General features: G+C 72.0%; 19 protein-coding genes. 15 read left to right on the top strand and 4 right to left on the bottom strand.

The window, feature by feature from the left end:
- Positions 1-32 precede the first annotated feature (32 nt).
- From ACZ3KP_RS06435 to ACZ3KP_RS06415, 5 genes are all read left to right on the top strand, one after another.
- On the top strand, positions 33-434 hold the full coding sequence (locus tag ACZ3KP_RS06435; protein ID WP_467496939.1) for a YraN family protein: 402 nt from the start codon (positions 33-35) through the stop codon (positions 432-434).
- Between the two features lies 1 nt (position 435).
- Positions 436-2,061: a YifB family Mg chelatase-like AAA ATPase gene (locus ACZ3KP_RS06430; protein WP_467496937.1), complete on the top strand. Its 1,626-nt coding sequence runs from the start codon at positions 436-438 to the stop codon at positions 2,059-2,061.
- The gene (gene dprA / locus ACZ3KP_RS06425) at positions 2,058-3,218 is read left to right on the top strand and encodes a DNA-processing protein DprA (RefSeq protein WP_467496935.1); all 1,161 of its coding nucleotides are present in this window, start codon (positions 2,058-2,060) and stop codon (positions 3,216-3,218) included. Before ACZ3KP_RS06430 ends, dprA begins: the two co-directional genes overlap by 4 nt.
- Before the next feature lie 330 nt (positions 3,219-3,548).
- A complete protein-coding gene (gene whiG, locus ACZ3KP_RS06420; RefSeq protein WP_358975079.1) occupies positions 3,549-4,391 on the top strand; it encodes an RNA polymerase sigma factor WhiG in 843 nt (280 codons plus the stop codon).
- A gap of 159 nt (positions 4,392-4,550) precedes the next feature.
- Positions 4,551-5,108, top strand: a complete 558-nt coding sequence (locus tag ACZ3KP_RS06415) for a TetR/AcrR family transcriptional regulator (protein WP_467498047.1) — start codon at positions 4,551-4,553, stop codon at positions 5,106-5,108.
- A gap of 16 nt (positions 5,109-5,124) precedes the next feature.
- Here ACZ3KP_RS06415 and ACZ3KP_RS06410 read toward each other — a convergent pair whose 3' ends face one another.
- On the bottom strand, positions 5,125-5,700 hold the full coding sequence (locus tag ACZ3KP_RS06410) for a peptidoglycan DD-metalloendopeptidase family protein (RefSeq protein ID WP_467496932.1): 576 nt from the start codon (positions 5,698-5,700) through the stop codon (positions 5,125-5,127).
- A 269-nt stretch (positions 5,701-5,969) separates the two neighbouring features.
- Here ACZ3KP_RS06410 and rpsB point away from each other — a divergent pair, with 269 nt between their 5' ends.
- The 6 genes from rpsB to ACZ3KP_RS06380 all read left to right on the top strand — a co-directional run bounded on the left by rpsB (position 5,970) and on the right by ACZ3KP_RS06380 (position 12,409).
- The gene (gene rpsB / locus ACZ3KP_RS06405) at positions 5,970-6,866 is read left to right on the top strand and encodes a 30S ribosomal protein S2 (protein ID WP_467496930.1); all 897 of its coding nucleotides are present in this window, start codon (positions 5,970-5,972) and stop codon (positions 6,864-6,866) included.
- A gap of 133 nt (positions 6,867-6,999) precedes the next feature.
- Positions 7,000-7,836, top strand: coding sequence for a translation elongation factor Ts (gene tsf / locus ACZ3KP_RS06400; RefSeq protein WP_132889829.1), 837 nt, complete (start codon positions 7,000-7,002; stop codon positions 7,834-7,836).
- A gap of 208 nt (positions 7,837-8,044) precedes the next feature.
- Positions 8,045-8,803, top strand: coding sequence for a UMP kinase (gene pyrH, locus ACZ3KP_RS06395; protein WP_132889830.1), 759 nt, complete (start codon positions 8,045-8,047; stop codon positions 8,801-8,803).
- A gap of 144 nt (positions 8,804-8,947) precedes the next feature.
- A complete protein-coding gene (gene frr / locus ACZ3KP_RS06390; RefSeq protein WP_132889831.1) occupies positions 8,948-9,505 on the top strand; it encodes a ribosome recycling factor in 558 nt (185 codons plus the stop codon).
- Between the two features lie 362 nt (positions 9,506-9,867).
- Positions 9,868-10,968, top strand: a complete 1,101-nt coding sequence (locus ACZ3KP_RS06385) for a phosphatidate cytidylyltransferase (protein ID WP_467498045.1) — start codon at positions 9,868-9,870, stop codon at positions 10,966-10,968.
- A gap of 196 nt (positions 10,969-11,164) precedes the next feature.
- On the top strand, positions 11,165-12,409 hold the full coding sequence (locus ACZ3KP_RS06380) for a cytochrome P450 (RefSeq protein ID WP_467496926.1): 1,245 nt from the start codon (positions 11,165-11,167) through the stop codon (positions 12,407-12,409).
- Positions 12,410-12,434: 25 nt separating this feature from the next.
- On the opposite strand, the gene ACZ3KP_RS06375 is transcribed toward ACZ3KP_RS06380, so the two are convergent.
- Positions 12,435-13,775 carry a cytochrome P450 gene (locus ACZ3KP_RS06375; protein WP_467496924.1) on the bottom strand — a complete coding sequence of 447 codons (1,341 nt, stop codon included), beginning with the start codon at positions 13,773-13,775 and terminating at the stop codon, positions 12,435-12,437.
- Between the two features lie 286 nt (positions 13,776-14,061).
- Between ACZ3KP_RS06375 and rlmN the strand changes: the two genes are divergently transcribed.
- The 4 genes from rlmN to ACZ3KP_RS06355 all read left to right on the top strand — a co-directional run bounded on the left by rlmN (position 14,062) and on the right by ACZ3KP_RS06355 (position 19,110).
- A complete protein-coding gene (gene rlmN / locus ACZ3KP_RS06370) occupies positions 14,062-15,168 on the top strand; it encodes a dual-specificity RNA methyltransferase RlmN (RefSeq protein WP_358975098.1) in 1,107 nt (368 codons plus the stop codon).
- Between the two features lie 230 nt (positions 15,169-15,398).
- Positions 15,399-16,448 (top strand): thiamine ABC transporter substrate-binding protein, encoded by a 1,050-nt coding sequence (locus tag ACZ3KP_RS06365; RefSeq protein WP_467498043.1) that lies wholly within the window; start codon positions 15,399-15,401, stop codon positions 16,446-16,448.
- Between the two features lie 38 nt (positions 16,449-16,486).
- Positions 16,487-18,085, top strand: coding sequence for an ABC transporter permease (locus tag ACZ3KP_RS06360; protein WP_467498041.1), 1,599 nt, complete (start codon positions 16,487-16,489; stop codon positions 18,083-18,085).
- Positions 18,085-19,110 (top strand): ABC transporter ATP-binding protein, encoded by a 1,026-nt coding sequence (locus tag ACZ3KP_RS06355; RefSeq protein ID WP_467496922.1) that lies wholly within the window; start codon positions 18,085-18,087, stop codon positions 19,108-19,110. The genes ACZ3KP_RS06360 and ACZ3KP_RS06355 overlap by 1 nt, the downstream gene beginning before the upstream one ends.
- A 100-nt stretch (positions 19,111-19,210) precedes the next feature.
- Here ACZ3KP_RS06355 and ACZ3KP_RS06350 read toward each other — a convergent pair whose 3' ends face one another.
- Positions 19,211-19,900 (bottom strand): LAETG motif-containing sortase-dependent surface protein, encoded by a 690-nt coding sequence (locus tag ACZ3KP_RS06350; protein WP_467496920.1) that lies wholly within the window; start codon positions 19,898-19,900, stop codon positions 19,211-19,213.
- A gap of 191 nt (positions 19,901-20,091) precedes the next feature.
- Complete coding sequence (locus tag ACZ3KP_RS06345; protein WP_467496919.1) at positions 20,092-21,216, bottom strand: LOG family protein; 1,125 nt, start codon at positions 21,214-21,216, stop codon at positions 20,092-20,094.
- Positions 21,217-21,235: the final 19 nt, after the last annotated feature.

The raw sequence follows: 21,235 nt of genomic DNA, 5'->3' as shown, positions 1-21,235 counted from the left end.
CTCACCAAGATCAACAGCTGGGCCGGGTGTGCGTGACGGTTGGCGCCGGAGGTGGTGCCGACATGAACACCAATCGAGCCCGCGGCGCACTCGGCAGGTACGGCGAGACGCTGGCCGCGCGGCGGCTGACGGAGACCGGTCTGACCGTCCTGGAGCGCAACTGGCGCTGCGGCAGGACGGGCGAGGTCGACATCGTGGCGCGGGACGGGGACGTCCTGGTCGTCTGCGAGGTCAAGACCCGGCGGGCGGGTCCCTTCGGGCAGCCCCTGGCCGGGGTGACCCCCGCCAAGGCGGAGCGGCTGCGCGGCCTCGCCGAACACTGGATCCACGCCCACGGCGGAGCGCCGCCGGGCGGCGTCCGCATCGACGTGGTCGGCGTGCTCCTGCCACGGCGCGGGGCACCCGTCGTCGAGCACGTGCGAGGGGTGGCCTGAGATGGGCTTCGCACGGACGTGCTCGGTGGCGCTGGTGGGCGTCGAGGGCGTGGTGGTGGAGGTCCAGGCGGACCTGGAGCCCGGAGTGGCGGCCTTCACGCTGGTGGGGCTGCCGGACAAGAGCCTGACGGAGAGCAAGGACCGGGTACGGGCGGCGGTGGTCAACTCGGGGGCCCAGTGGCCCTCGAAGAAACTGACGGTGGGGCTGAGTCCGGCGTCGGTGCCGAAGGCGGGCTCGGGCTTCGACCTCGCCGTGGCGTGCGCCGTACTCGGCGCCGCCGAGCGGGTCGACCCGCGGGTACTCGCCGACATCGTGATGATCGGGGAGCTCGGGCTGGACGGACGGGTACGTCCGGTACGGGGCATCCTGCCCGCGGTCCTGGCCGCAGCCGACGCCGGATACGAGCAGGTGGTCGTGCCGGAGTGCGCAGCCGCGGAAGCCTCACTGGTACCGAACGTCTCCGTGCTGGGCGTGCGGAGCCTGCGGCAACTGATCGCGATCCTCGCGGACGAGCCGGTCCCCGACGAGGAGCCGGACGACCCGGGACGGCCCGATCCGCTGCTCGCCGGTCTCCGGGTGCCGGGCTCGGGCGCGGCCACGGGGATGCACAGTGCCGGATCCGCGCACCAGGACCACGGGCACGACATGGCGGACGTCGTGGGCCAGCTGTCGGCGCGGACAGCCGTCGAGGTGGCGGCGGCGGGTGGCCACCACCTCTTCCTCGAGGGACCGCCGGGCGCCGGCAAGACCATGCTCGCGGAGCGGCTGCCGGCCGTGCTGCCCAGGCTGACCCGGGGTGAGTCGCTCGAAGTCACGGCAGTGCACTCGGTGGCGGGACTTCTGCCGCCGGGCAAGCCCCTGATCGACGTCGCCCCCTACTGCGCTCCGCACCACTCGGCCACCATGCAGGCTCTGGTGGGCGGCGGCCCCGGCATCGCCCGTCCCGGGGCGGTTTCGCTCTCTCATCGCGGCGTCCTCTTCCTCGACGAGACGCCGGAGTTCAACACCCAGGCGCTCGACGCGCTGCGACAACCGCTGGAGGCCGGCCACGTGGTGATCGCGCGCAGCGCGGGCGTGGTGCGGTTCCCGGCGAAGTTCCTCATGGTTCTCGCGGCCAACCCGTGCCCTTGTGGGCGGTTCTCGCTGACCGACGACTTCTGCGAGTGCCCGCCTTCGGCGATCCGCCGCTACCAGGCCCGGCTCTCCGGTCCGCTCCTCGACCGGGTGGACCTGCGCGTGCAAGTGGACCGGGTCACCCGCGCCCAGCTCACCGACCTGGGCGTCCGCGGCGAATCCACGGCGGTGGTCGCCGACCGGGTACGGGCGGCCAGGGAGCGGGCGGCGCTGCGGTTCGCCGGTACACCCTGGGGGACAAACGGCGAGGTGCCGGGCCGTGAGCTGCGCAGCCGCTGGCATGCGATGCCGGGCGCGATGGACGAGGCCGAGCGCAACCTGGAGCGAGGCGTCCTGACCGCCCGCGGCATCGACCGCGTCCTACGGGTCGCCTGGACGGTCGCGGACCTCGTGGGCCACGACAGGCCGGGAGCCGCGGACGTCGCCCTGGCGCTGCAACTGCGCACCGGGGTCCCGCGAGGCGTGCCGATGGCCCTCGGGGCGCTGACGTGACCGGTGACGACCGCGACGGCGAGCTGCTCGACCGGATCTTCCTCACCCGGGTTCTCGAACCCGGTGACGAGGTAGGCGGGCGGTGGCTTCGGGAGTACGGGGCGTCGGAGGTGGTCCGCCGCCTGCGCGCCGGTGGTGCGCTGCCCCTGCCCGGGGTGAGCGGAACCCGCTGGACCGGTCTCCTGGCCCGGGCCGCCCGGGCCGACCCGGAACGTGACCTCGAGACCGCCCGGAAGGCCGGGGCCCGCTTCGTCGCCCCCGGCACCGTCGAGTGGCCCGCTCAGCTCGACGACCTCGGTGACGCCCGTCCCCTCGGGCTCTGGGTGCGGGGACGGCCCGGTCTCCGGATGTGGGCGCTGCAGGCCGTCGCCGTCGTCGGCGCCCGGGCCTGCACCGAGTACGGCGCCCACATGGCGGCCGACCTCGCCGCGGGCCTCGCCGAGCGCGGCTGGGTGGTGGTGTCCGGCGGTGCCTACGGGGTCGACGGCGCCGCCCACCGCGGAGCCCTCGGCGCCGGCGGGGCCACCGTCGCCGTACTGGCCTGCGGGGTGGACCGGCCCTATCCCCGGGGACACGCGGGGCTGATCGACAGGATCGCCGAACAGGGACTGGTGGTGGGGGAGTTGCCGCCCGGCGAGCACCCGACCGCCAGCAGATTCGTGCTCCGCAACCGGGTCATCGCCGCGCTCACCAGGGGAACCGTCGTCGTGGAGGCCGCCCACCGCAGCGGCTCGCTGGTCACCGCGCGGGCGGCGCAGCGGCTCGGCCGGTTCACCATGGGCGTGCCCGGACCGGCCACCAGCGGCCTCTCCGCCGGGGTGCACGAACTGCTGAGAGGCGAGTCCACGCTGGTCACGGACGCCGCCGAAGTCGTCGAACTCGTGGGTGACATCGGCCGGCTGGCCCCGGCCCGACACGGGCCCGTCCTCCCGCGCGACCTGCTGGAGCCCGCCGCCCGGCAGGTCCTGGCCGCGCTGCCCGGCAACCGGTCGGCATCACCCGAAGAGGTGGCACGCGGCGCGCAGACGTCCGAGGACGAGGCCGTCGCCAGGCTGTACGAACTCCGAGCACTTGGTTACGTCGAACGACACGGCGACGGCTGGAAGTTGACACGCCAGGTGCTGATCTCGGTCAGGGACGGTCGGACTCGGCGCTGACCAAGCGTGTTCGGCCGTCCGGGGGAACGCCCGACGCCCTTGGGAATTCCCGGAGTTGACGCCATCGCGCGATCACGCAGAGCGATGTCCCGCATGCGGTCCGACGCGCCGTACAGGGGGTTCGCGCAGGGGTGGAGCCTCGCTGTTCGCGCACCGCGACTCCCCAGTCACGCTACGCTCACGAAAGGCCCCGCGTGGACCACGCCGTACGGCGACAGACACAGACCCTGCCCACCCCATCCCACCGGCTCCCCCCGTCCCGACCCCCGCCACCCTCGGCGCATCACGGCAATTCCTGGCACTTCACAGCAGAACGACACAAGGCGACGAATGCCCCAGCACACCTCCGGGTCCGACCGGGCGGCCATCCCCCCAGCCGCCCGCGACGGTGGCAGCGTGCGGCCGCCCGCTCCCTCGACGCTCGACGAGCTGTGGCGGTCGTACAAGGCGACAGGGGACGACCGGCTGCGGGAACAGCTGATCCTGCACTACTCGCCGCTGGTCAAGTACGTGGCCGGGCGGGTGAGCGTCGGGCTGCCGCCCAACGTGGAGCAGGCCGACTTCGTCTCCTCCGGGGTGTTCGGACTGATCGACGCGATCGAGAAGTTCGACGTCGACCGGGAGATCAAGTTCGAGACCTACGCCATCACCCGGATCCGCGGCGCCATGATCGACGAGCTGCGGGCGCTGGACTGGATCCCCCGCTCCGTCCGGCAGAAGGCCCGCAACGTCGAGCGGGCCTACGCCACGCTGGAGGCACGGCTGCGCAGAACGCCCTCGGAGGGCGAGGTGGCCGCGGAGCTGGGCATCGAGGTCGACGAGCTCCATGCCGTCTTCAGCCAGCTGTCGCTGGCCAACGTGGTGGCCCTGGAGGAGCTCCTGCACGTCGGCGGCGAGAGCGGCGACGGCCTGAGCGTCATGGACACGCTGGAGGACACCGCCGCGGACAACCCCGTGGAGGTGGCCGAGGACCGGGAGCTGCGGCGCTTCCTGGCCCGGGCGATCAACACGCTGCCCGAGCGGGAGAAGACCGTGGTCACCCTCTACTACTACGAGGGACTCACCCTGGCCGAGATCGGGAACGTGCTCGGGGTCACCGAGAGCCGGGTCAGCCAGATCCACACCAAGTCGGTGCTGCAGCTGCGCGCGAAGCTGGCCGGCTTCGGCCGCTGACCGGGGTTTCCGGTCGTCCGACCGGGGGTTTCCGGTCGTCTGAACGGGGGTTTCCGGTCGTCGTCGGGGCGGGGTGACCGGCGTCCCCGTCGCGCTGCCTCCCGTCCGAGCCGGCGCGTCCGTACAGTGGACGGCGTGCCAAGGATTCGAGCGGCCTCCGTGGCCGAGCACCGGTCGATGCAGCGAGCCGCCCTGCTGGACGCCGCGCGGTCCCTCCTGTCCGAGGGCGGTACGGAGGCGCTGACGTTCCCGGCGCTGGCCGAGCGGACGGGGCTCGCGCGGTCGTCGGTGTACGAGTACTTCCGCTCCAGGGCCGCCGTGGTCGAGGAGCTGTGCGCGGCCGACTTCCCCGTGTGGGCGGCGGAGGTCGAGGCCGCGATGGAGCGGGCGGCTTCCGCCGAGGGCAAGGTCGAGGCGTACGTGCGACGGCAGCTGGCCCTGGTCGGGGACCGGCGGCACCGGGCGGTGGTCGCGATCTCGGCGAGCGAGCTCGACGCCGGGGCCCGCGAGAAGATCCGGGCCGCGCACGGGGGACTGGTCGCGATGATCGTCGCCGCGCTGGGGGAGCTGGGGCACGAGCAGCCCCGCCTGGCCGCGATGCTGGTGCAGGGGATCGTGGACGCGGCGGTGCGCCGTATCGAGCTGGGCGCGGCGGAGGATCCCGCGGTGATCACCGACGCGGCGGTGGCCATGGCGCTGCGGGGTGTGCGGGGCTGATCAGCCCCTTCCCCCACTACCCCTCCGGCAGCGGAACCCCCAGCACCGGCAGCAGTCTCGCCGGCCCCCGGTTCAGCAACCACGGCGGCACCAGCAGCAACGGGTCCAGGTACACCTCCCCCCTGAGCAGCCCCCAGTGCACGCACACCGCCGCCCCGCAATGCGCCCCCGCCCCCTCGACCACCCCCACCACCTGCCCCGCCGTCACCTCCTCCCCCTTTCGCACCGTCGCCGTCACCGGCTCATAGGTCGTGCGCAGCTCGGTGCCCGCCAGCTCCACCGACACCACGCCCCTCCCCGCGACCCGCCCCGCGTAGGAGACCCGGCCCGCCGCCACGGCCCGCACCGGTTCCCCCGTGGCCGTGCCCAGATCGACCCCCCGGTGCCCGGGCCCGTACACCGACGCCGGGGGCTCCCAGCCGCGCAGGACCGGCGGGCGTACCCCCACCGGCCACACCCGGGCGACGGCCGGAACCGATGCCGGAACCGGCGCCGGAACCGGCGCCCCGTCCGCCCGGGCACCTGCCACCGTCACCGCCAGGACCAGCGGCAACACCGTCGCCGCCCACACCCACCGCATCGTTCGTCGCATGCGGACACCGTCCCGCAGCGCGCCGATCTTGGCCGGTACCTGTGGACCGCGCCCAGGTTGTGGACAGCGGCGTCACCCGGTACCCCGCCGGTCCCGTACACTTCTTCTGGCGATCCGGGCCACCGGGTCGACTTCGCACGCCCCGACATCCGGCCGGTACGGCAGGTGTCAGCGCTACTCGGTCCTTCGTGGCACAGCGCGCACGGGCGTCAGGCGCGGGAGCCGTCCGGCATCCGCGACACAACCGAGAAATTCAAGGAGATACGGCCATGGCCGTCGTCACGATGCGGGAGCTGCTGGAGAGCGGCGTCCACTTCGGTCACCAGACCCGTCGCTGGAACCCGAAGATGAAGCGCTTCATCTTCACCGAGCGCAACGGCATCTACATCATCGACCTGCTCCAGTCGCTGTCGTACATCGACCGCGCCTACGAGTTCGTCAAGGAGACCGTCGCCCACGGCGGCACGGTCATGTTCGTCGGCACGAAGAAGCAGGCGCAGGAGGCCATCGCCGAGCAGGCCACCCGCGTCGGCATGCCCTACGTCAACCAGCGCTGGCTGGGCGGCATGCTCACCAACTTCTCGACCGTCTACAAGCGTCTGCAGCGCCTCAAGGAGCTCGAGCAGATCGACTTCGAGGACGTCGCCGCTTCCGGTCTGACCAAGAAGGAGCTTCTCGTGCTCTCGCGCGAGAAGGCCAAGCTGGAGAAGACCCTCGGTGGTATCCGCGAGATGCAGAAGGTGCCCAGCGCCGTCTGGATCGTGGACACCAAGAAGGAGCACATCGCCGTCGGCGAGGCCCGGAAGCTCAACATCCCGGTCGTCGCGATCCTCGACACCAACTGCGACCCCGACGAGGTCGACTACAAGATCCCGGGCAACGACGACGCGATCCGCTCCGTCACCCTGCTCACCCGCGTGATCGCCGACGCGGTCGCCGAGGGTCTCATCTCCCGCTCCCGTGTCGCCACCGGCGACAAGGGCGAGAAGGCCGCGGGCGAGCCGCTGGCCGAGTGGGAGCGCGACCTGCTCGAGGGCGAGAAGAAGGCCGACGAGGCGGAGAAGCCCGCCGAGGCTCCCGCCGCGGAGGCCGCTGAGGCGCCTGCCGCCGAGGCTCCGGCCGCCGAGACCGCCGAGGCCCCGGCCGCGGACGCCGAGCAGGCCTGACCCGTCAGCGTCGACGGCGGGGGCGGCGACATCCCGAACGCCCCCGCCGTTCACCCACAGGTTCGCGGTCTACATCCACGTGTGGATCGTGGATCGGGCAGATCTCCCGACTTCGAGAAAGACTTAACGACTCATGGCGAACTACACCGCCGCTGACGTCAAGAAGCTCCGTGAGCTCACCGGCGCCGGCATGATGGACTGCAAGAAGGCGCTGGACGAGGCCGAGGGCAGCGTCGACAAGGCCGTCGAGGCGCTCCGCATCAAGGGCCAGAAGGGCGTCGCCAAGCGCGAGGGCCGCTCCGCCGAGAACGGCGCCGTGGTCTCGATCATCGCCGACGACAACTCCTCCGGCGTCCTCGTCGAGCTGAAGTGCGAGACGGACTTCGTCGCCAAGGGCGAGAAGTTCCAGGCCGTCGCGAACGCCATCGCCGAGCACGTCGCCAAGACCTCCCCGGCCGACCTGGAGGCCCTGCTCGCCTCCGAGATCGAGGCCGGCAAGACCGTCCAGGCGTTCGTCGACGAGGCCAACGCCAACCTCGGCGAGAAGATCGTCCTGGACCGCTTCGCGCAGTTCTCCGACGGCTTCGTCCTCGCCTACATGCACCGCACGATGCCCGACCTGCCCCCGCAGATCGGTGTCCTCGTCGAGCTGGACAAGCCGAACGCCGAGGTCGCCAAGGGCGTCGCCCAGCACATCGCCGCCTTCGCGCCGAAGTACCTCTCCCAGGAGGACGTCCCGGCCGAGGTCGTCGAGTCCGAGCGCCGGATCGCCGAGGAGACCACCCGCGCCGAGGGCAAGCCCGAGGCCGCGATCGCGAAGATCGTCGAGGGTCGTCTGAACGGCTTCTTCAAGGACGCCACGCTGCTCGGCCAGCCGTACGCGCTCGACAACAAGAAGTCCGTCCAGAAGGTCCTGGACGAGGCCGGTGTCACCCTGAAGCGCTTCACCCGCATCAAGGTCGGCATCTGAGTCCGTACCCCGATCGACGCGCGACCCACGGGGAAATCCCGATAGGGTCGGTCGAGAGCAGTCGTCCGGGTACCCGGCCACAGCCAGGGTCGTGACGGACGGCAGCAGATCTGACGAGGAGGCCATTGCCGCGCATGGGCAGCGAAAAGCGACCCCACCGGCAATGGCCTTCTTCGTATGTGCACCACGTGAAAGAGGCGGGATCTCCATGACCACCAAGGCCCAGAAGAGCGACGACGGCAAAGTGCGCGGCCGGTTTCTGCTGAAGCTGTCCGGTGAGGCCTTCTCCGGTGGCGGGGGCCTGGGGGTCGACCCCGACGTGGTGCACAAGATCGCCCGTGAGATCGCGGCCGTCGTACGGGACGGCGCCGAGATCGCGGTCGTCATCGGCGGCGGCAACTTCTTCCGCGGCGCCGAGCTCCAGCAGCGCGGCATGGACCGGGCCCGTTCCGACTACATGGGCATGCTCGGCACCGTGATGAACTGCCTGGCCCTCCAGGACTTCCTGGAGAAGGAGGGCATCGACTCGCGCGTGCAGACCGCGATCACCATGGGGCAGGTCGCCGAGCCGTACATCCCGCTGCGGGCCGTGCGCCACCTGGAGAAGGGCCGCGTGGTCATCTTCGGCGCCGGTATGGGAATGCCGTACTTCTCCACCGACACCACCGCCGCCCAGCGCGCCCTGGAGATCGACGCCGAGGCGCTGCTCATGGGCAAGAACGGCGTGGACGGGGTCTACGACTCCGACCCCAAGACCAACCCCGACGCCGTCAAGTTCGACTCCCTCGGCTACGGAGAGGTCATCACCCGCGAGCTCAAGGTCGCCGACGCCACCGCGATCACGCTCTGCCGCGACAACAAGCTGCCGATCCTGGTCTTCGAGCTGCTCGCCGAGGGCAATATCGCGCGGGCCGTCAAGGGTGAGAAGATCGGCACGTTGGTGGGTGACCAGGGCAGCCGGGCCTGACCGGCAACGCCCGAGGACCCTGACCGGGGGATGGACATTGTCCGGCCGGTCGGGAACCGTGCAGCTAAGAAGACGCGACGCAGCCGGCCGCCGACCGCAACGGAACCGCAGCCGGGCCTTACTCAAGACACGCAGGAGCAAGTGGTGATCGAAGAGACCCTCCTCGAGGCCGAGGAGAAGATGGAGAAGGCCGTCGTGGTCGCCAAGGAGGACTTCGCCGCGATCCGCACCGGCCGTGCGCACCCGGCGATGTTCAACAAGATCGTGGCCGACTACTACGGCGCGCCGACGCCGATCAACCAGCTGGCCTCGTTCTCCGTGCCGGAACCGCGCATGGCGGTCGTGACCCCGTTCGACAAGACGGCCCTGCGCAACATCGAGCAGGCGATCCGCGACTCGGACCTGGGCGTCAACCCGAGCAACGACGGCAACATCATCCGGGTGGTGTTCCCCGAGCTCACCGAGGAGCGCCGCCGCGACTACATCAAGGTCGCCAAGGGCAAGGCGGAGGACTCCCGGGTGTCGATCCGTTCCGTGCGCCGCAAGGCCAAGGACGCCATCGACAAGCTGATCAAGGACGGCGAGGTCGGCGAGGACGAGGGCCGCCGCGCCGAGAAGGAGCTCGACGACACCACCGCGAAGTACGTCGCACAGGTGGACGAGCTCCTCAAGCACAAGGAAGCGGAACTTCTCGAAGTCTGATGAACGACTCATCCTGGGGAGCCCCGCCGCCCGCCGGGCCGCAGGCCGGGCAGGCCGGGGCACCGGCCGGGTACTGGCGGCCGACCGATCAGGGCGCCGGCCAGGGCTACGGCCCCGGCCCCGCCGACGGCTCGGGCCAGGGCCCCGCCCACGGCTCCAGCGGCGATCACGCCCACGGCGCCGGGCAGGGCTACGGGTTCGCTCCCGCCGCCGGTTCCGGCCCGGGCCACGGGCGCATGCCCGCCGAGGCTCCCGCCCAGGGCCCCGTCGACGGCTCGGGTCAGGGGCACGCCCACGGCTCCCGCCAAGGGCACGCCCAGGGCTACGGCCACGGTCCCGTCGACGGCTCCGGCCGGTACGGGATGGGCCACGCCCACGGCTACGACCAGGGGTACGCCCAGGGAGCCGCCCCGGCGGGTCCCGCGTACGATGCGCATGACGCGCAGCAGACTCGCCCCATGCCCATCGTGCCCGACGACGTACCCCCGTACGGCGGTGACCAGGACGACGACCGGGGGGCCGCTCGGCTGAGCGGCCCCTTGTTCCGCAACGACACCTCGTCGGCGCAGCCCCTGCCCCACGCGGCCGCGCCGCAGAATCCGGAGCCCATGCCCGAGGTCCCGCAGCCGGCGTCCGCGCCGCAGAAGAAGAGCGCGGGACGCGACCTGGGTGCGGCCATAGGCGTCGGCGTCGGACTGGGCGTCGTGATCGTGGCGTCCCTCTTCGTCGTCAAGGCCGTCTTCGTCGGCGTGGTGGCGGTCGCGGTCGTGGTGGGACTGTGGGAGCTGACCAGCCGGCTCCAGGAGCGCAAGGGCATCAAGGCGCCCCTGGTCCCGTTGGCGCTCGGTGGCGCCGCCATGGTGGTCGCCGGCTACGCCCGCGGTGCCGAGGGCGCCTGGGTGGCCCTCGCGCTCACCGGGCTCGCCGTCCTGGCCTGGCGGATGACGGAACCGCCGGACGGCTATCTCAAGGACGTCACGGCAGGCCTCTTCGCGGCGTTCTACGTCCCGTTCCTGGCCACGTTCGTCGCGATGATGCTCACCGCCGAGGACGGCCCGCAGCGGGTGCTGACCTTCCTCCTCCTCACGGTCGTCAGCGACACCGGCGCGTACGCGGTCGGCTGGCGGTTCGGCACCCACAAGCTCGCCCCGCGCATCAGCCCCGGCAAGACCCGCGAGGGCCTGGTCGGGGCGGTGCTGTTCGCCATGGTCGCGGGCGCGCTGTGCATGGAGTTCCTCATCGACGACGGCACCTGGTGGCAGGGTCTGCTGCTGGGCCTCGCGGTCGCGGCCAGCGCCACGCTCGGCGACCTCGGCGAGTCCATGATCAAGCGGGACCTGGGCATCAAGGACATGGGCACGCTGCTGCCGGGCCACGGCGGCATCATGGACCGCCTGGACTCGCTGCTGCCGACGGCTCCGGTGGTGTGGCTGCTGATGGTGTTGTTCGTCGGCAGCGGCTGAGGAACGCGCACCGCCACGGGCACCGGCCCGGCACCGGCTGTCGTACCCCTGTCGTGGGTGGGCCGCGTCCTGAGCAGGACGGGGCCCACCGGCACGTCCGCCCCCGGATGCCGCACCAGAAATCGCACCTCCGTGCCGGTCACCGGCAGACTCCCGGTGAGGACGCCGTGTCCTCCGACGTCCAGGGAGTGTGCCCATGCCCCTCGACCCGGCCCCGGCCGCGGGCCCGTCCCCGGTCCCGGATCCGCCACCGGTGCGGTTCTGGTCCGTCGACGACCTGCCCGCGCTCGACCCCGACCCGTTCCTCGACGAGCTGCTGCGCGACGAGCCGGTCACCCGGATCAGGCTCCCGCACGGCGAGGGACACGCCTGGCTGGTCACCCGGTACGAGGACGTCCGCTTCGTCACCTCCGACCCGCGGTTCTCCCGGGAGCGGGTCGTCGGCCGCGACGTCACCAGCATGCGTCCGGAACCGGTGGCCTCGCAGACGGCGGGCCTGCAGTACATCGACCCGCCCCGGCACAACCGGCTGCGCCGGGTCGTCGCCCGGGCCTTCACCGGGCGCGCCATGCAGCGGCTGCGGCCGATGGCGGAGCGCCGGGCCGGTGAGCTGCTCGACACGGTGGCGGCCGCGGGGCCGCCCGCCGACCTCATGGAGCATCTCCACGGTCCCTTCCCGATCGCCGTGGTCCGTGACTTCCTCGGCGTCGACGAGAGGGACTGGCACCGCTGGGCGGCGACCGGTGAGGCCCTGCTGTCCGCCGGTGCCGGCTCCGCACAGCGTGCCGGGGAGGCCGCACGGGCCACCCGGGCCCGGATCGCCGAGCTGCTCCGAAGCCGCCGGCAGGAACCCCGGGAGGACCTCGCCGGGGTGCTGGCGCAGGCCACCGAGGCGGGCGAGATCACCGCGGACGAGGCGATCTCCCTGGCCACCGCCATCCAGGTCAGCGGCGGACACGCGGTCCGCAACAACAGCGGCTCGATGATGTACGCGCTGCTCACCCACCCCGAGCACCTGGACCGGCTGCGCCGGGAGCCGGAGCTGCTGCCGAAGGCCGTCGACGAACTGTTCCGCTACGTCCCGCACCGCAACGGCGTCGGCATCCCGCGGGTCGCCGTCGAGGACGTCGAGGTCGGCGGCCGGCTGATCCGGGCCGGCGAGGTCGTCTACAACGCGTACGTCTCCGCCAACCGCGACCCCGAGGTCTTCACGGATCCCGACCGCCTGGACTTCGACCGCGCGGACGGCCCCCACCTGGCCTTCGGGCACGGACCCCACCACTGCATGGCCGCGATCATGGCCCGGATGGAGGCCGAGGTGATGATCGGCTCGGTCCTCACCCGCTTCCCCGGCATCCGGCTGGCCGTACCCCCGGAGCGGGTCGAGTTCCAGACCCAGGGCCTGATCCGCGGGCCCCGCACCCTGCCGGTGACCTGGTGACCGAGGTGAGCCCCCCGGCGGCCGGTCAGCCGAGTGCGTGCGGGACGGCATCCGTACGTGAGGCGGCCCGCAGGCGCAGGCCGGCGGTCGCGAGCCCCACGAAGGTGGTGACCCGGTAGGCGGCTTCCGGGCCGGGCGGCTCGCTCAGGCGGTGGCGGCGGGCGGTCCCCGCGGTCAGGAGCGTCAGCGTCTCCATGGCCAGCGCGGCCCCCTCACAGCCGTGCGGCCCGGTACCGAAGGAGAGGAAGGCACCGGGTTTCGCCGACGAGCCGGGTTCGTCCGAGCCCGCGTCGTCGAGCCAGCGTTCCGGCCGGAACCGGTCCGGGTCGGGGTGTTCCCGCGCGTCGCGGTGGGCGGTGTAGGGGCAGACGAGAACGGTCGACCCGGCGTCGATGCCGTAGCCGGCGAGTTCGGTCCGGTGCCGGGCCTGCCGGGTCAGCAGCCAGCTCGGCGGGTGCATCCGGAGCACCTCGCGCACCAGGGCCCGGGTGTACCGCAGACTTTCGAGGTGCTCGCCGGTGGTCGCTGCCGGATCCGCGGGCAGCAGGGCGGCCTCGGCCGCGACGCGGTCCGCCGCCTCCGGGTACCGCGCCAGGTGGAGCAGGATCCAGCCGGCCGCCCGGGACGGTGCCTCGAAGGTGGCGACGGTGATGCCCGGGAGCGTGTCGAGGACGGCCTGCTCCGGCAGCGGGCCGTGCCGGGGGGAGGGCTGGAGCATCTGCCCGAGCATGTCGTCACCCGGTAGGCCCGACGCAAGGCGCCGGCGGACGACGGGCCGCAACGCCTCGGTGAACGCGACCTGCTGCCGGGTGCGGAACCGCCGTGCCGGTGTCGGGATCCAGGGCGGCCAGACCCAGCGCGAGGGGAGTGCGAGCAGTTCCCGGGCCAGGAACAGCTGTGCGGCGAAGGGCAGCAGGGCCGGCGCGTCCTCGGAGAAGAGGTAGCGCACGCCGACCTCCGCCAGCACGTGCCGCACGAGGGGCAGGACCTCGACGTCCCGGTCCGTGGGCCACCGCTCGGCGAGACGAGCGGTCCCGGCCGCGATCTCACCGGTCCGGGCCACCACCGCCTGCGGCCGCAGTCCGCGCATCCGGGCGGCGTGGGCCCGGGCCCGTTCCTCGGGCGTCGGAACTCTGCTCGCCGGCCGCAACGGGGGGAAGAGCGGCGACGACGCCTTGGGGAAATCCGACGCGCGGTGCAGGACCTCCGCGCACGCACCGGCCGTGGCGGCCACATAGACCCCCGGCTCCAGCTGCCAGACGTCCCCGCACTCCGTCGCGCCGCGCCGGGCCGTCGCCAGCCGGTCCCGGCTCCAGGCCGCGAAGCTGCCTCCGGGCAGCCGCGGCGGCTCCTTCAGCGAGCCCATGAGAACGTTGGCCGGCGGGAGCCACGCAGGGTCCCCGCCGGCGGTGCGGTCAGGCCGAGTCGTCGCCGGCGTACGCGTTCCACTCGTGTTCGCCGTACGCACCGTAGTGGCGGGTGAAGAACAGCTTGCCGAGCAGCTTGGCGATCATGATGTACTCCTCACTCCTGTCGGCAGACCCAATGCCACATGCCCCATATTGCCACATATGTGAGTTATGTGATATGCGACCTGGGGTCGCCTGGACGGTCCCGGGCCACCCATGTGGATCTGCGACACTGGTACCACCATGCCCAAGCCCGGAGAACTCACTTTCGTCGCCCCGCGCGGAGCCAAGAAGCCGCCGCGGCATCTCGCCGATCTCTCGCCCGCCGAGCGCAAGGACGCGGTGGCAGAGGCCGGGGAGAAGCCGTTCCGTGCCAAGCAGCTCTCGCAGCACTACTTCGCGCGGTACGCGCACGACCCCGAGCAGTGGACGGACATCCCGGCCGGCTCCCGGGACAAGCTGCGGGAGGCCCTGTTCCCGGAGCTGATGACCGTCGTACGGCATCTGTCCACGGACGAGGGCACCACCCGCAAGACGCTGTGGCGGCTGTTCGACGGCACGCTCGTCGAGTCGGTGCTGATGCGCTACCCGGACCGGGTGACCATGTGCATCAGCTCGCAGGCGGGGTGCGGGATGAACTGCCCGTTCTGCGCGACCGGGCAGGCGGGTCTGGACCGGAACCTGTCCACCGCGGAGATCGTCCACCAGATCGTCGACGGTATGCGGGCGCTCCGGGACGGGGACGTCCCCGGGGGACCGGCGCGGCTCTCCAACATCGTCTTCATGGGCATGGGCGAACCGCTCGCCAACTACAAGCGGGTGGTCGGCGCCATCCGGGCGCTGACCGACCCGGCGCCCGACGGGCTCGGCCTCTCGCAGCGCGGGATCACCGTGTCCACCGTCGGACTCGTCCCGGCCATCCACCGGTTCGCCGACGAGGGCTTCAAGTGCCGGCTCGCGATCTCCCTGCACGCCCCCGACGACGAACTGCGCGACACCCTCGTCCCGGTCAACACCCGCTGGAAGGTCCGCGAGGTCCTCGACGCCGGGTTCGAGTACGTCGAGAAGAGCGGCCGGCGGCTGTCCATCGAGTACGCGCTCATCCGGGACATCAACGACCAGGCGTGGCGCGGTGACCGGCTCGGCCGGCTGCTCAAGGGCAAGCCCGTGCACGTCAACCTCATCCCGCTGAACCCCACCCCGGGCTCCAAGTGGACCGCCTCGCGGCCCGAGGACGAGAAGGCGTTCGTCGAGGCGATCGCCGCGCACGGGGTGCCCGTCACCATCCGGGACACCCGTGGTCAGGAGATCGACGGGGCCTGTGGCCAGCTCGCGGCCACCGAGCGGTAATCTGAGGGCCGCAGGTACATCTTCATATTCCGACAGGGGAGCGCCACAGCGCTGAGAGTGCGGCAATCGGGCCGCAGACCCTCTGAACCTCGCCCAGGTCATTCTGGGTAGGAAGTTCGGTCATCACTCAAGCTGTTGCGCCCTGCCCGCGAGCCCCGTGCTCACGGGCAGGGCCGCGCCTCTTCCTGGTCCACCCCAGGAGGAAAACACCAGTGCACACCAGAACCCTCATGGCCGCGGCCGTCGCGCTCGGTCTCGTCACGCTGTCCGCGTGCTCGTCGTCGGGCAGCGGCGCCGACTCCAAGACCGTCACCCTGGTCAGCCACGACTCGTGGGCCGTCTCCAAGAACGTGCTCAAGGACTTCGAGAAGCAGTCCGGCTACCAGGTCAAGGTCCTCAAGGACGGCGACGCCGGACAGGCCGTCAACAAGGCGATCCTGACCAAGGACAACCCCCAGGGCGACGTCTTCTTCGGCGTCGACAACACCCTGCTGTCCAGGGCTCTCGACAACGGGTTGTTCCAGCCCTACGAGGCCAAGGGCCTGAGCCAGGTCGGCGCGGCGTACCGGCTCGACGCCGGCAAGCACCGGGTGACGCCCATCGACTACGGCGACATCTGCGTGAACTACGACAAGGCGTACTTCAGCGAGCACAAGCTGACCCCGCCCACGTCGTACGCCGATCTCGTCAAGCCGCAGTACAAGAACCTGCTCGTCACGGAGAACGCCGCCACCTCCTCGCCGGGCCTCGGGTTCCTGCTCGGCTCCGCCGCCCGGTACGGGGACGGCGGCTGGCCGGACTACTGGAAGAAGCTCAAGGCCAACGGCGTGAAGGTCGTCGACGGCTGGGAGCAGGCCTACAACGAGGAGTTCTCCGGTTCGGCCGGCGGCAAGAAGGCCAAGGGGGACCGGCCGCTCGTCGTGTCGTACGCCTCCTCGCCGCCCGCCGAGGTCATCTACGCCGACCCGAAGCCCAGCACCGCCCCCACCGGTGTCGCCACCGGAACCTGCTTCCGGCAGATCGAGTTCGCCGGACTGCTGAGCAACGCCGGGAACACCAAGGGCGGCAAGGCGCTCATCGACTTCCTGGTCTCCAAGGAGTTCCAGGAGGACATGCCGCTCAACATGTTCGTGTACCCGGTGGTCAAGGGGGCCGCGGTGCCCCACGAGTTCACCGAGTACGGTCCTGCCGCCCCGGACCCCGAGACCATGGCGCCCGACAAGATCGCCGCCAACCGTGACCAGTGGGTCAAGACGTGGACGTCACTCGTACTGAAGTGACCGCCGGCAGGCGGGCGGGCGCGGCGCGGCTCGGGCTGATGCTCGTGCCCGTCGCGTTCTTCGCGGTCTTCTTCGCCTGGCCGGTCGCGGCGATCGTCGAACGGGGCCTGAAGGTCGACGGGGTATGGCAGTTCGGGCGGATCGCCGAGGTCGTCGGGCAGTCCGACATCCGGCACGTGCTGTGGTTCACCACCTGGCAGGCGCTCGCCTCGACCGCGCTCACCCTGCTGGTGGCACTGCCCGCGGCCTATGTCTTCGCCCGCCTCGACTTCCCCGGCAAGCAGGTGCTGCGGGCCGTCGTGACGGTCCCCTTCGTCCTGCCGACGGTCGTGGTGGGGACCGCCTTCCTCGCGCTCGTCGGGCGGGGCGGTCTGCTGGAGGAGTGGTGGGGCGTACGGCTCGACACCACCGTCTGGGCCATCCTGCTGGCGCACGTCTTCTTCAACTACGCGGTGGTCGTACGGACCGTGGGCGGCCTGTGGTCCCAACTCGACCCACGCCAGGAGGAGGCCGCACGGATGCTCGGCGTCTCGCCGGCGGCCGCCTGGCGCAAGGTCACCCTGCCCGCGCTCGCGCCCGCCGTGGCCGCCGCCGCGCTGATGGTCTTCCTGTTCACCTTCACCTCCTTCGGCGTGGTGCAGATCCTCGGCGGGCCCACCTTCGCCACCCTAGAAGTGGAGATCTACCGGCAGACCTCCGAGATCTTCGACCTCGCCACGGCCGCCGTCCTCACGATCGTCCAGTTCGTCGCGGTCGGCGCGATCCTCGCCGTGCACGCGTGGACGGTACGGCGCCGGGAGAGCGCGCTGCGGCTGGTGGACCCGTCGGTGACGGCACGCCGGCCGCGCGGGGCCGGCCAGTGGGCGCTGCTCGCCGGGGTCCTCGCGACCATCGCCGTACTCCTCCTCCTGCCGCTGGCCGTCCTGGTACGGCGGTCGTTCGACGGCGGTGTCGGCTACTACCGGGCGCTGGGCGACGCCGACGGCGGCACCTTCCTGGTCGCGCCGATCGAGTCGGTCGTGAACTCGCTGGAGTACGCGGCCGCCGCCACCGCCATCGCGGTGCTGATCGGCGCACTGGCCGCCGCCGCGCTGGCCCGGCGGGACGCGGGACGGCTGGTACGGGGGTTCGACGCGCTGCTGATGCTGCCGCTCGGGGTGTCCGCGGTGACCGTCGGCTTCGGTTTCCTGATCGCGCTGGACAAGCCGCCGCTGGACCTGCGGCAGTCCTGGATCCTCGTCCCGCTCGCCCAGGCGCTGGTCGGCGTCCCCTTCGTGGTGCGGACCATGCTGCCCGTGCTGCGGGCCGTGGACGAGCGGCTCCGGGAGGCGGCGGCCGTGCTCGGCGCCTCGCCGTGGCGGGTGTGGCGTGAGGTCGACCTGCCGATGGTGCGCCGGGCGCTGCTGATCGCGGCCGGGTTCGCCTTCGCGGTGTCGCTGGGCGAGTTCGGGGCGACCGTGTTCATCGCCCGGCCCGACAACCCGACGCTGCCGGTCGCGGTGGCCCGGCTGCTGTCCCGGCCCGGTGATCTCAACTACGGGCAGGCGATGGCTCTTTCGACGATTCTCATGGTGGTGTGCGCGGTGGCCTTGCTGGTGCTCGAACGGCTGCGGACCGACCGGACGGGGGAGTTCTGATGCCGCTTCTCGAACTGGACGCGGCGACCGTGCGGTTCGGTGCCCGCGCCGTGCTCGACACCGTGGACCTGGCGGTCGCCGAGCACGAGGTGGTGTGTGTCCTCGGGCCCAGCGGGAGCGGCAAGTCGACGCTGCTGCGGGCGGTGGCGGGGCTGCAACCGCTGGGCGCGGGACGGGTGTTGCTCGACGGCCAGGACCAGGCGCGGGTACCGGCGCACCGGCGGGGGGTCGGGCTGATGTTCCAGGACCACCAGCTGTTCCCGCAGCGGGACGTGGGCGAGAACGTGGCCTTCGGGCTCCGGATGCGGGGGGTTGGGACGGAACAGCGGGCCGCGCGGGTGGCCGAGCTGCTGGAGCTGGTGGGGCTGCCGGGGGCGGCGCGGCGGGCGGTGGCCGGGCTGTCCGGCGGTGAGCAGCAGCGGGTGGCGCTCGCCCGGGCGCTGGCACCCCGGCCGCGGCTGCTGATGCTCGACGAACCGCTGGGGCAGCTCGACCGCTCGCTGCGGGACCGGCTGGTGGTGGAACTCCGCGAGTTGTTCGGGCGGCTGGGCACCACTGTGCTCGCCGTGACGCACGACCAGGGCGAGGCCTTCGCGCTGGCCGACCGGGTGGTGGTGATGCGGGACGGACGGATCGCCCAGTCCGGCACGCCACTGGAGGTGTGGCAGCGGCCGGCCGACGAGTTCGTGGCCCGTTTCCTCGGCTTCGGCAACGTGGTCCCGGCGACCGTCGAGGGCGCGGCCGCGGTGACTCCATGGGGCAAGCTGCCGGTGCCGGAGGGGTCGGGGCAGGGGGCACGGTCGCTGCTGGTGCGGCCGGCGGGCGTCCGGCTCGTCGCCGCCGCCGCGGGGCTGCCCTGCACGGTGACCGCCCGGACCTTCCAGGGCACCCACGTCACCGTCCACCTCCAGCCCGAGGACGGCGGCCCCCGCCTGGAGGCGGCCTGCGCGCTCAGGGCGGCACCGGCGACCGGAGAGACGGTGGGCGTCGCGTTCGACGCGACGGAGACCGTCGTACTGGACTGAGCCCCCGATGAGCCCCCGACGGCACGACCCCGTCAGCGACCGAGGCCCGTCCCCGGCGGAACGGGGACGGGCCTCGGTGCGGTACGGGTGTCGGGCGCGGTCAGTCCCCGCTGTGCGCGCCGCGACGGCGCATGCCGAACCAGACGGCTCCGCCGCCGACCACGACCAGCGCACCGGCGACACCGGCGATCAGGCCGGTGTTGGAGTTGGCGCCGGTCTCGGCGAGGTTCGACTCACCGACCGCCGGGGACGGGGCGTTGTCCGACGAACCGGCCGGAGCGGTGCTGCTGCTCTCGGTGGCCGACGGGGTGGGGGAGCCCGACTCGGCGGGAGTGGACTCGGACGCCGACGGGGACGGGGTGGCGGACTCCGCCTGCGACGCCGACGGCGACGGGCTGGCGCTCTCCTCGGAGGCGCACGCCGTCGACGGGGTCGTCAGGTTCGGCGTGATGTCCGTGTCGATCTGGGTCTTGCCGCTGTCGACCTTGACGCGGACGCGGTACGTCGCGTTGGGGGCCCAGTCCTCGGAGAAGGTGATCTTCTCGCCGGACCTGGAGCCCTTGACGGTCTGCGCCTTGCCGACCTGCTTGGCGTCGGCGCCGTTGTTCTCCAGGAAGACGGTGATGGTGGCGGCCGTGCCGGTGGCGTCAGTGTCCGTGACGACGATGGCGCCCTTGGCACCGTCGCAGGTGGCTTCGGCGGAGAAGTCCTTGATGTTGCAGGCGAAGGCGGTGCTGGAGACGCCCAGGGCCAGTGCGGCCGACGCGGAGGCGACACCCAGGATGCGCACGGAACGACGTGCACTGCGGCGGGATATGGACACGTTTGTCCTTACTGAGTGCATAACTGCGGGGGGTAAAAGGGAGTTGACGCTACGGCGAGATGAGGCATCAGAATCCCCAAGAGGCTCACAGGTCTATAAGCGCTCCATAAGCAGTGTCAATGCATATGCGGTCCACGGGTGTTGACTTTGCACAGTCGTTAACTGCCGAGACGTTTCAGCGCCTCTGCGGCCTGCTCGATCCGGTCAACGAGGCCGATACGGGACGCCATCGACCGCTCCCGCGCCAGCGAGGTCAGCAACTGCCAGGCAGGCAGCCGCTCGCTCCAGTGCGCCTCGTCCACGAGCACCATCGGGGTCGGCTCACCCCGCGACTCGTAGTAGTTGGGCGTCGCGTTGTCGAAGATCTCCTGCACGGTCCCGGCCGCGCCCGGCAGGAACACCACACCGGCGTTGGAGCGGGCCAGCAGGCCGTCCTCGCGGGTGGCGTTGGCGAAGTACTTGGCGATGTGCGCGGCGAAGGCGTTCGGCGGCTCGTGGCCGTAGAACCAGGTGGGGATGCCCACCGAGGAGCCGCCGTCCGGCCAGCGCTCGCGGACCTCGAAGGCGGCCCGCGCCCAGTCGGTGACCGAGGGCCGGAACGACGGGACCTTGGCGAGGAGTTCCAGGGCCTCGTCGAGCATCCCGTCCTCGAAGGGGGCCGCGTAGGCGCCCAGGTTCGCCGCCTCCATCGCGCCCGGCCCACCCCCGGTCGCCACGGTGAGGCCGGCGCGCGCGAGTTCCCGGCCGAGCCGCGCGGCACCGGCGTACTCCGTCGTGCCGCGCGCCATCGCGTGTCCGCCCATCACCCCCACCACCCGGGCGTCGGCGAGGAGTTCGTCGAGCGCGTCGGAGACCGCGTCGTCGTGGATCGAGCGGAGCATCGAGGCGAATATGTCGCCGTCCGCCTTCGTCTCCTGGAACCAGGCGTACGACCGTGCGTCCGGGGTCCCCCCGTAGCCCTCGGCGAGCGAGTCGAACAGCTCTCCTGGGGTGTAGACGAAGGCCCGGTACGGGTCGAAGGGGAGGTCGGGGACCGGCGGGAACACCAGGGCGCCGGACGCGCCGACCCGGGCCGCGGCCTCGGCCGACATCGGGCAGCCGAGGAAGACGGCGCCGGTGGTGTCGGTGGTGAGCAGGACGTCCGTACGGCCCGTCAGATCGACGGCCTGGACGCGGTACCGGGCGAGGGAGCCGCGCGCGGCCACGACCTCGTCGAACTCGGCGAGCGACTCGATCTCGAGGTCGTGGGCGGCACGGTTCGGCTGGGCGGGTGTCGGTTGCACCCGCCCATGCTGGCACAGC

It is taken from the genome of Streptomyces sp. NPDC020958 (assembly GCF_055562175.1).
Note: the sequence above shows the minus strand (reverse complement) of the source record. Positions and strands in the feature narration are given on the sequence as shown.

Excerpts from the sequence above, each read along its gene's own strand:
- ACZ3KP_RS06430 (WP_467496937.1), top strand. The coding sequence starts at position 436 with ATGGGCTTCGCACGGACGTGCTCGGTGGCGCTGGTGGGCGTCGAGGGC.
- ACZ3KP_RS06410 (WP_467496932.1), bottom strand. The coding sequence starts at position 5,700 with ATGCGACGAACGATGCGGTGGGTGTGGGCGGCGACGGTGTTGCCGCTG.
- ACZ3KP_RS06385 (WP_467498045.1), top strand. The coding sequence starts at position 9,868 with ATGGGCCACGCCCACGGCTACGACCAGGGGTACGCCCAGGGAGCCGCC.
- tsf (WP_132889829.1), top strand. The coding sequence starts at position 7,000 with ATGGCGAACTACACCGCCGCTGACGTCAAGAAGCTCCGTGAGCTCACC.
- rlmN (WP_358975098.1), top strand. The coding sequence starts at position 14,062 with ATGCCCAAGCCCGGAGAACTCACTTTCGTCGCCCCGCGCGGAGCCAAG.
- rpsB (WP_467496930.1), top strand. The coding sequence starts at position 5,970 with ATGGCCGTCGTCACGATGCGGGAGCTGCTGGAGAGCGGCGTCCACTTC.
- ACZ3KP_RS06360 (WP_467498041.1), top strand. The coding sequence starts at position 16,487 with ATGCTCGTGCCCGTCGCGTTCTTCGCGGTCTTCTTCGCCTGGCCGGTC.
- pyrH (WP_132889830.1), top strand. The coding sequence starts at position 8,045 with ATGACCACCAAGGCCCAGAAGAGCGACGACGGCAAAGTGCGCGGCCGG.
- ACZ3KP_RS06355 (WP_467496922.1), top strand. The coding sequence starts at position 18,085 with ATGCCGCTTCTCGAACTGGACGCGGCGACCGTGCGGTTCGGTGCCCGC.
- ACZ3KP_RS06380 (WP_467496926.1), top strand. The coding sequence starts at position 11,165 with ATGCCCCTCGACCCGGCCCCGGCCGCGGGCCCGTCCCCGGTCCCGGAT.
- ACZ3KP_RS06365 (WP_467498043.1), top strand. The coding sequence starts at position 15,399 with ATGGCCGCGGCCGTCGCGCTCGGTCTCGTCACGCTGTCCGCGTGCTCG.
- ACZ3KP_RS06375 (WP_467496924.1), bottom strand. The coding sequence starts at position 13,775 with ATGGGCTCGCTGAAGGAGCCGCCGCGGCTGCCCGGAGGCAGCTTCGCG.
- whiG (WP_358975079.1), top strand. The coding sequence starts at position 3,549 with ATGCCCCAGCACACCTCCGGGTCCGACCGGGCGGCCATCCCCCCAGCC.